The sequence below is a fragment of the Gilliamella sp. GillExp13 genome (genome assembly GCF_001690815.1).
In the GTDB taxonomy this organism is placed as follows: Bacteria; Pseudomonadota; Gammaproteobacteria; order Enterobacterales; family Orbaceae; genus Gilliamella; species Gilliamella bombi.
The window spans coordinates 1-8,010 of the sequence record NZ_LZHJ01000020.1 but is presented as its reverse complement, the minus strand read 5'-3'; the positions used below and the strand labels follow the sequence as shown (position 1 = coordinate 8,010).

The 8,010-nt window shown below is 35.5% G+C and carries 9 protein-coding genes and 1 tRNA gene; 1 reads left to right on the top strand and 9 read right to left on the bottom strand.

The window, feature by feature from the left end; genetic code table 11:
• From A9G37_RS01300 to A9G37_RS01290, 3 genes are all read right to left on the bottom strand, one after another.
• The coding region (locus A9G37_RS01300; protein ID WP_255306838.1) for a transposase at positions 1-135 on the bottom strand (135 nt) is incomplete at its 3' end.
• 55 nt (positions 136-190) lie between these two features.
• Positions 191-442 (bottom strand): ParA family protein, encoded by a 252-nt coding sequence (locus A9G37_RS01295; protein ID WP_065574391.1) that lies wholly within the window; start codon positions 440-442, stop codon positions 191-193.
• 73 nt (positions 443-515) lie between these two features.
• A tRNA-Ile gene (locus A9G37_RS01290) sits at positions 516-592 on the bottom strand.
• 216 nt (positions 593-808) lie between these two features.
• Between A9G37_RS01290 and A9G37_RS01285 the strand changes: the two genes are divergently transcribed.
• The gene (locus A9G37_RS01285) at positions 809-1,168 is read left to right on the top strand and encodes a DUF4156 domain-containing protein (protein ID WP_034912779.1); all 360 of its coding nucleotides are present in this window, start codon (positions 809-811) and stop codon (positions 1,166-1,168) included.
• A 76-nt stretch (positions 1,169-1,244) separates the two neighbouring features.
• On the opposite strand, the gene serC is transcribed toward A9G37_RS01285, so the two are convergent.
• The 6 genes from serC to A9G37_RS01255 form a co-directional block, all read right to left on the bottom strand.
• On the bottom strand, positions 1,245-2,330 hold the full coding sequence (serC, locus tag A9G37_RS01280) for a 3-phosphoserine/phosphohydroxythreonine transaminase (RefSeq protein ID WP_034912775.1): 1,086 nt from the start codon (positions 2,328-2,330) through the stop codon (positions 1,245-1,247).
• 147 nt (positions 2,331-2,477) lie between these two features.
• A complete protein-coding gene (gene argH, locus A9G37_RS01275; protein ID WP_065574390.1) occupies positions 2,478-3,863 on the bottom strand; it encodes an argininosuccinate lyase in 1,386 nt (461 codons plus the stop codon).
• A gap of 174 nt (positions 3,864-4,037) precedes the next feature.
• Complete coding sequence (locus tag A9G37_RS01270; RefSeq protein WP_034912769.1) at positions 4,038-5,282, bottom strand: argininosuccinate synthase; 1,245 nt, start codon at positions 5,280-5,282, stop codon at positions 4,038-4,040.
• A gap of 104 nt (positions 5,283-5,386) precedes the next feature.
• The gene (gene argB, locus A9G37_RS01265) at positions 5,387-6,166 is read right to left on the bottom strand and encodes an acetylglutamate kinase (RefSeq protein WP_034912765.1); all 780 of its coding nucleotides are present in this window, start codon (positions 6,164-6,166) and stop codon (positions 5,387-5,389) included.
• A gap of 77 nt (positions 6,167-6,243) precedes the next feature.
• The gene (gene argC, locus A9G37_RS01260; protein ID WP_065574389.1) at positions 6,244-7,254 is read right to left on the bottom strand and encodes an N-acetyl-gamma-glutamyl-phosphate reductase; all 1,011 of its coding nucleotides are present in this window, start codon (positions 7,252-7,254) and stop codon (positions 6,244-6,246) included.
• Between the two features lie 177 nt (positions 7,255-7,431).
• A partial coding sequence (locus A9G37_RS01255; protein WP_141670999.1) for an IS30 family transposase occupies positions 7,432-8,010 on the bottom strand: 579 nt, incomplete at its 5' end.

Sequence of the window (8,010 nt, the reverse complement as noted above, 5' to 3'; positions counted from 1 at the left end):
GCCGTATTTTTCCCGCCATTTATAAAAAGTTGAATTACCCATGCCATATTTACGGCAGAGTTCCTTGACAGGAATACCTGCTTCAGCTTCTTTTAAAATAGCGACGATTTGATGTTCAGTCATTTTTTTCATCATTAAATCCCCTTTTACTTTTATCATAGAGAATTTTCTACTTTTTTGCTGTACTATTTTAGGGGAGAGTTACAATTTGTGTTGTTGTCGCAGATATTAGTTTATCTAAATCTGTTTCATGCATTATAAGAAACTCATAAACGCCGTATGGAGCTTCTTTTTGCAATGGAAAATATGAACAAGCTGTAGGCTGCTCTAAGTCAAAATCCAATAATAGTGTTTTTAACCCAGCATGAGCTATAAAAGCAGCAATATTAACTGCTGTAGTCGATTTGGTAGAACCGCCTTTAGTATCGGCTATAGTGATCACTGTTGCATTTTTTTCATGATATTAACCCTTAAAAAATTAAAAAATTTATTAAACATTAAAATCATGATATTGATGGTGGCCCCTACTGGACTTGAACCAGTGACCAATCGATTATGAGTCGACTGCTCTGACCAACTGAGCTAAGGGGCCATTTGGATGTGCTACTTAGTTAGTAGGGTTGCGATTATAATAAAGTTAAATCGAATTTGCTATAGTTAATTAATAAAATAGGTCGGTTTGATTATTTATTGCCCTGTGATTTATTAGATTTTATACAAGTTTAATTACTGATATTTTTTGTTTAATTAAACTGCTACAATAATTTAGTTTATTATTGATTGTTGTTTTATTGGTTGAGGAAATATTATGTCTATAAAAAAATTATTATTCATTGGTGTTACGATGGTTGCGACTTTACTTTTAGGTGCTTGTAGTAGTTCTAACTATCAAACTACTTCTGTCGGTAGTCAAGTTCGGTTTATTGATACTAAACCAGCTGCTTCTTGTCAGTTATTAGGTAAAGCAGAGGGGCGTCGTAGTAGTTTTTTTTCTGGTCTTAAAACACATAGTGAGCTTATTCGTGATGCGGCTTCTGACCTGATGAATAAAGCTGCTGCAATGGGTGGTAATGTGATTTATAATGCACAGGATACTTCAATGCAATATATTTCTGATATTGCACCAACAGATGCGGTTATGGTTGGTGAGGTTTATAGCTGTAAATAATGCTGATTAAATGAAAAAGGGAAGTTTTTCCTTCCCTTTTTGCTGATAGTAATAACTTGTAATATTTTGAGTTAATTTAGCTATTTTGTTTTTCAAATCGCTGCATAAAATCAATTAAATAATTGATGCCTTCTTGATCCATAGCGTTATAAATTGATGCTCGCATACCTCCTGCAATTCGGTGACCTTTAATGCCAATAATGTTAGCTTGAGTTGATTCGCTTACAAATTTTTTATCCAACTCTTCATTTGGTGATAAAAAAGTAACATTCATAATTGACCGATTTGCTACTGCAACATTATTTCGATAAAAGTTAGATTGGTCGATGAATTGATATAGTGATTGTGCTTTAGCTTGGTTTCGTTGCTGCATTGCTTTTAATCCACCAAGACTTTTTATCCATTTAAACACTAGCCCCGACAAATACCATGCAAATGTAGGTGGAGTGTTAAACATTGAATCGTTGTCCATTAAGATTTTGTAATCTAGTACTGATGGTAAGATTTTTTTTGCATGGCCAATTAAATCTTCTCGCACAATGATAATGGTAATACCTGATGGACCAATATTTTTTTGAGCACCCGCATAAATTATGCCATATCGATTTATGTCAATAGGTTGCGATAATATACACGATGATAAGTCAGCTACAACGGTTTTGTCACCAAAGTTGGGTTCTTCAAAGATTTGAACGCCATCAATTGTTTCGTTTGGACAATAGTGTACATAGGCAGCATTATCATTTAATTGCCATTCTGACATAGATTTAACAGCCGTTAGTCCGTTTTGTTTGATAACAACATTTTGTTCATTAACTTGGCAATATTTGCTGGCTTCTTTGATTGCGCATTGGCTCCAATAACCACTGTTAATATAGTCGGCACTGGTTTTATTTCCTAAAATATTTAATGGAACTGCAGCAAATTGTGCTCTGGCTCCACCTTGGCAATAAAGAATTTTGTAATTTTTAGGAACGTTTAAGATTTCTCGTAGGTCGTTGGTAGCCTCAATAGCACAGGCGTCAAAATCTTTACCTCTATGGCTTAATTCCATGACTGATGCGCCAGTATTATGCCAATTTAATAATTCAGTTTGAACTTGTTTTAATACTTCAGCAGGCAATTTTGCTGGACCGGCACTAAAATTATAACTTTTACTCATTATGCTTCACTTTAATCCATTCAAAAAAGAGCTCTATTTTTACACTGTATGAACAGATATACAATCATATTTTTTGTTAAAAAGTTTCAGGTAACTATGTGTTTCAGTATAAAAATACCAGCTAATACAGGTATAGTTGTTATTAGATTAATATAGCTGTTTATAAAGTTGTTGCTTGGCAACTTCAATCGCTGATTTTACCTGTTGTAGTGAAACCCCACCTTTGGCACATCGTTTAGCTAGGCATGATTCTAACGATAATATTGGATAAACATCATTATCAATAACTGGGCTAAATTTTTGTAGTTCTTCAAGCGAAAGTTCTTCGAGCGCTTTTTGCTTTGCAATAGCATCAACAACTGCTTCACCAACAATGTGGTGTGCCTCACGGAACGGTATGCCTTTGGCTACTAAATAATCAGCCAGTTCAGTTGCATTAGAATAACCTTGTTTGGCAGCTTCTTGGCAATTTGTGTAGTTAATTTTAATATCCTCTAGTACTAGTGTGGACATATCTAAGCATTCTTGCCAAGTATCAAGTGCGTCAAATAGATGCTCTTTGTCTTCTTGTAAATCTTTATTATAAGCAAGCGGTAAACCTTTGAAGGTCATTAAGGCTCCTGTTAATGCACCCGCAACCCGCCCTATTTTGCCACGAATCAGTTCTAATGCATCTGGATTCTTTTTTTGTGGCATGAGTGAAGATCCTGAAGTCACTCGATCTGATAGTTCAACAAAATTGGCTTCACCACTATTGAAAATAATAAGATCTTCAGCAAAACGCGATAGGTGTACCATACCTATTGAAGCATTATTTAATAGTTCAAGAATGTGATCACGATCAGACACCGAGTCCAAACTATTATTAGTTGCTTGAGCAAATCCTAACCAATGCGCTAATTGTTCACGATCCATTGGATAGGCAGTTCCAGCTAATGCACCTGAGCCTAATGGACTAACATCTAAACGTTGCAATGTATCTTCTAAACGGCTGACATCACGACTTAACATTTCAAAATAAGCCAGGCACCAATGCGCAAATGTAATTGGTTGTGCTCGTTGCAAGTGGGTGTAACCAGGCATAATAGCTTTTTGGTGCTGTTCAGCGGTTGTAACTAGTAATTGGCGTAAGTGATTTATCGCATTAATTAAATGAGGAATTTGCTCTTTACACCATAATTTTAAGTCGGTTGTTGATTGGTCATTACGGCTTCGTCCTGTGTGTAATTTTTTACCTAATTCGCCAATTTTTTCAATCAGTTTTTGTTCAACCCAACTGTGTATGTCTTCGGCATCACTTTGTAAAATTTGGTTAGGATCTTGTTTAACCAATAGCAACAATTCATTTAAGGCTTTTTCTAATTTTTTTTGTTCATCATAAGATATAACGTTAACCGTTACCAATGCTTTTGACCAAGCAATTGAGCCAATGATATCTTGCTCTGCAAGACGATAATCAAAGCGTAATGAATCATTAAAATGCTTAAATCGTTGATCTGCTTCTTGGCTAAAACGCCCACCCCATAATGCCATAATTACCTCAATATTATCTTAAATAAATGTTATCTTAATGATTAGCTGTACAATTTCAATTTTCGTTTTATATATTTATTTTTATAATAAAATTAAATTTAATCAAGAACAATATATACAGGACGTTGCCTGTATATATTTATTATTATCACTAGTATATTTGCAAATTGGCGTTTACTTTTTCGCTTTTTTGGCAGTTTGTTTTTGCTGTTCCTCATTTAAAGCACGTATACGTGATGATAATGAGAATAGACGAATAAATCCTCCTGCATGGCTATGATCATAAACTTCATCTTCACCAAATGTAGCAAATTCTTCATTATATAGGCTATTTGGTGATTTCTTTTGCACGGCAGTTGCATTACCTTTATAAAGTTTAACCACTACTTCACCCGTCATGTCTTGTGCCAAAACTTCAGCCGCGGCTTGAATTGATCGACGATATGGTGCAAACCAGCGCCCATCATAAACAACATAAGCCATTTCAATACCTAGTTGTTCACGCCATTTAAAGCTGTCGCGGTCTAATATTAATTGTTCTAAACCACGTAATGCTGTCATCATTATTGTGCCGCCAGGCGTTTCATAACAACCACGCGATTTGATACCGACTAAGCGATTTTCAATAATATCAACTCGACCAACACCATGTTTTGCACCAATTTTATTTAATGTTGCAACACAGTTATATGGTGATAATTTTTTCCCATTTACTGAAACCACTTCGCCTTTTTCAATACCAATGGTTACTAATTCTGGTTGGTTTGGAGCATCTTCAGGCGAAACAGTCCAAGCCCAGCAATCTGTATTAGCTTGGTTCCATGTGCTTTCTAACACACCACCTTCAGTGGAGATATGCCATGCGTTTTCGTCACGGCTGTAAATTTTTTCAACGGTTGCGGTTGTTGGAATTTTACGAACTTTTAAATAATCAATTAATGCTTCGCGTGAACGCAGATCCCATTCACGCCAAGGAGCAATCACTTTAAGTTGTGGTGCAAGTGCAGTATAGGTTGTTTCAAAACGCACTTGGTCATTGCCTTTACCAGTCGCTCCGTGACAGAGTGTATCAGCCCCGACTTCTAACGCATATTCAACTTGCGCTTTTGCAATAATTGGACGAGCCATTGAGGTACCAAGATAATAAGTTCCTTCGTATAAGGCTCCTGTTTTTAAGACCGGATATACGTAATCTTTAACAAATTCTTCTCTTAAATCAACAACCTTACAAGCAACTGCACCCGATGCTTTAGCCTTTTTTTCTACATCTTTTAGTTCTTTTGGATCTTGACCTACATTAGCAACAAAGGCATAAACTTCACATCCACCATAATTTTCTTTCAACCAAGGAATAATTGCTGATGTATCCAAACCACCTGAATAAGCCAATACGACCTTTTTGGTTCCACTTTTTTTCATGTTATACCCTTTCTAAATTAACTGACGATAAAAATGAGTTAAAGATATTTTTTTATTAATCGTTAGATATAGATAACTAGCTTAATATAATAGCTGCTCAATATCTAAGCAATGATTCTTGTGCCTGTAGTGCCTGATTGCCCATTAAATAATTCGATGAGTTGGTGGGATTCTTTCCAACTAGCAATATCAATTGGTCGTCCTAAGGCCTTGGCAGCTTCGAAAGCTGAATTCACTTTAACGACCATACCGTCTGTAATAACACCTTTAGCAATCAGTTGATCCGCGTGCGATTGAGTTAATGATTTGATGCGTTGTTTGTTGTCGTCAAGTACGCCAACTACATCAGACAATAATATTAAATCAGCATTTAAGGTCTTAGCTAGTGCTACCGCTGCGTGATCGGCATTAACATTCATCATTTGTCCCGCTTGAGTAATACCAATCGAGCTAATAATGGGAAGGTAACCCGAATTAATAAGTAGATTGATTAATGTAGGATCGCCAGCTTTGGCTTCACCAACATAACCTAAATCTTCTGAAATTTGTTTAACTTCTAAACTATTACCATCAGCTAAACAGAGTCCTACACTTGCTATTTGCTGTTTTTTTGCTTCTGACAATAAAGTAGTATTGGCACTGCCAGCAAGGCTACCAACAATAACGTCAATTTGATCAGCAGGAGTTACCCGTAATCCATTGCGACGTACTACGGGTAAAGAAAGTCTATCCATTAATGAATCAACTACCGTACCACCACCATGAACAATAATTAATGATCGTTGAAAATTTTTTTTGTACTCACTAATAACGTCAAATAATTTACTTAAGGCATCTTTATTGTCGAGCAATACGCCTCCAAGTTTTATAATTAATGGTTTCATTTTAGTTTCCTATTAATTTAACCTATTTTTAATTCATTAAAAATTTTGTACAGAGCTTTGAAATAATTCACTCATTTTTATAATAGTGATGTGGTTTCATCAAAATTATATCGAATATTCATACACTGCACAGCTTGTGCTGCTGCGCCTTTTAATAAGTTATCTTCAACAGAAATTAATATTAAATGACGATCTTTTAATACAAATCCAATATCACAATAAGGCAAACCAATGACAGATTTTAATGCTGGCCAATCTTTTTGATAAATTCGAATCAAAGGCTTATTTTTGTAATATTTATTTAGAGCTTTGAGAATATCTTGTGATGTAACACCTTCTTTTACTCGGCAAGTAATTGTGGCGTGGATACCTTGTTGAAAACTGCCTAAATGAGGTGTAAAGATCACTTCTTGACCTAAATGTGTTGCAATTTCGGGTTGGTGTCGATGAGTAAAAAGTCCATAGGCATGTAAACTTACTTCACAAAATATATTATTATGCGAAGGTTTTCGCCCTGCTCCACTCACCCCACTCACAGCATTAATAACAGGCCATTGTGAATTATCTAATAGCCCCTCCTCGATTAATGGTTTTAATGGTAATTGTGATGCTGTAGGGTAACATCCTGGTACAGCAATCAGTTGTGCCTGTTTGATTTGTTCACTATTCCATTCTGCTAAGCCATAAACTGCTTTATCTAGCCATTTTGGATGCTGATGGATAAAACCATAATAATCGGTATAAAAAGAAGTAGAGTTAACTCTAAACGCACCCGACAAATCAAAAACTGTACAACCATGTTCTAAAAAATAAGGAGCTATATTATGGCTGACAGCATGTTCAGTAGCTAAAAAAACAATATCAAGATCATTGATATAGGAAGAATAATCAGCAGTGGCAATAAGTGGTAAGTCAACAACACCTTTTAACTGAGGGTGTAAATCATAATCAGAAATAAGCTTACCACCGTCTTGGCTGTTTTCAGACACAGTTAAAGCAATAAGTTGTATATGCGGATGCTTGTGTAAATAATGAGCTAATTTTGCCCCTGCATAACCACTTGCACCAACAATAATTGCTTTTAACATACCCTACCCTTATCTATTTTTTATGCAATAATGTGCATATAGTAGGTTATTTATGAGGCTATTACAAGCATAAAATGAATTTTTATTCACTTTTTGCGAATTTAATTTCAAATATTTTTTGTAGACACCCTAATATTCTAACGTATTATGTTGTATTAAATTGTTTTTTAGTAAATCCTAGATTACACCATGAAGTGCAATTCTTCTTAGCTCCTTAGAATAAAAATCGGCAGGGCTTTTAAACTTATGCCGTTTTCTTGGGCGTGTGTTCAATAGATATTGCATTTTCTTTATCTGTTTGTCGTCAACTAATGAAATGGCCGCTGACTTAGGTATAAACTGACGTATTAAGCCATTGGTGTTTTCATTTGTGCCTCTTTGCCAGCTTTTATAAGGCTCCGCAAAGTACACGGTGGTGTTTAAATAATACTCAATAGCATGATGATAATTAAATTTGGTTCCATTATCAAAGGTGATGCTTTTAACCATTTTTTTAAACGGCGTTAGCAATTTTATTATCATATCTCTCGTTTCGGAGGCGGTACGTTGATTGAGGCGCCCAATTAATACTAGCCCTGTTTTGCGTTCAACTAATGTCACCAATGCTTGCTTGTCTTTACGGCTAATAATCGTATCTCCCTCCCAATGTCCTCGCGTTTTCCGGCTTTCTACATAACTTGGACGTTGTTTAATTGACCGTTTATAACGGCGGTCTCCTTCTTTAATACTCGGTGTCTTACAATGCCTATAGGCTTT

What these genes read in the sequence shown, in the direction of transcription:
- A9G37_RS01270 (WP_034912769.1), bottom strand. Translation starts at nt 5,282, where the DNA reads ATGAAAAAAAGTGGAACCAAAAAGGTCGTATTGGCTTATTCAGGTGGT.
- argB (WP_034912765.1), bottom strand. Translation starts at nt 6,166, where the DNA reads ATGAAACCATTAATTATAAAACTTGGAGGCGTATTGCTCGACAATAAA.
- argH (WP_065574390.1), bottom strand. Translation starts at nt 3,863, where the DNA reads ATGGCATTATGGGGTGGGCGTTTTAGCCAAGAAGCAGATCAACGATTT.
- argC (WP_065574389.1), bottom strand. Translation starts at nt 7,254, where the DNA reads ATGTTAAAAGCAATTATTGTTGGTGCAAGTGGTTATGCAGGGGCAAAA.
- serC (WP_034912775.1), bottom strand. Translation starts at nt 2,330, where the DNA reads ATGAGTAAAAGTTATAATTTTAGTGCCGGTCCAGCAAAATTGCCTGCT.
- A9G37_RS01285 (WP_034912779.1), top strand. Translation starts at nt 809, where the DNA reads ATGTCTATAAAAAAATTATTATTCATTGGTGTTACGATGGTTGCGACT.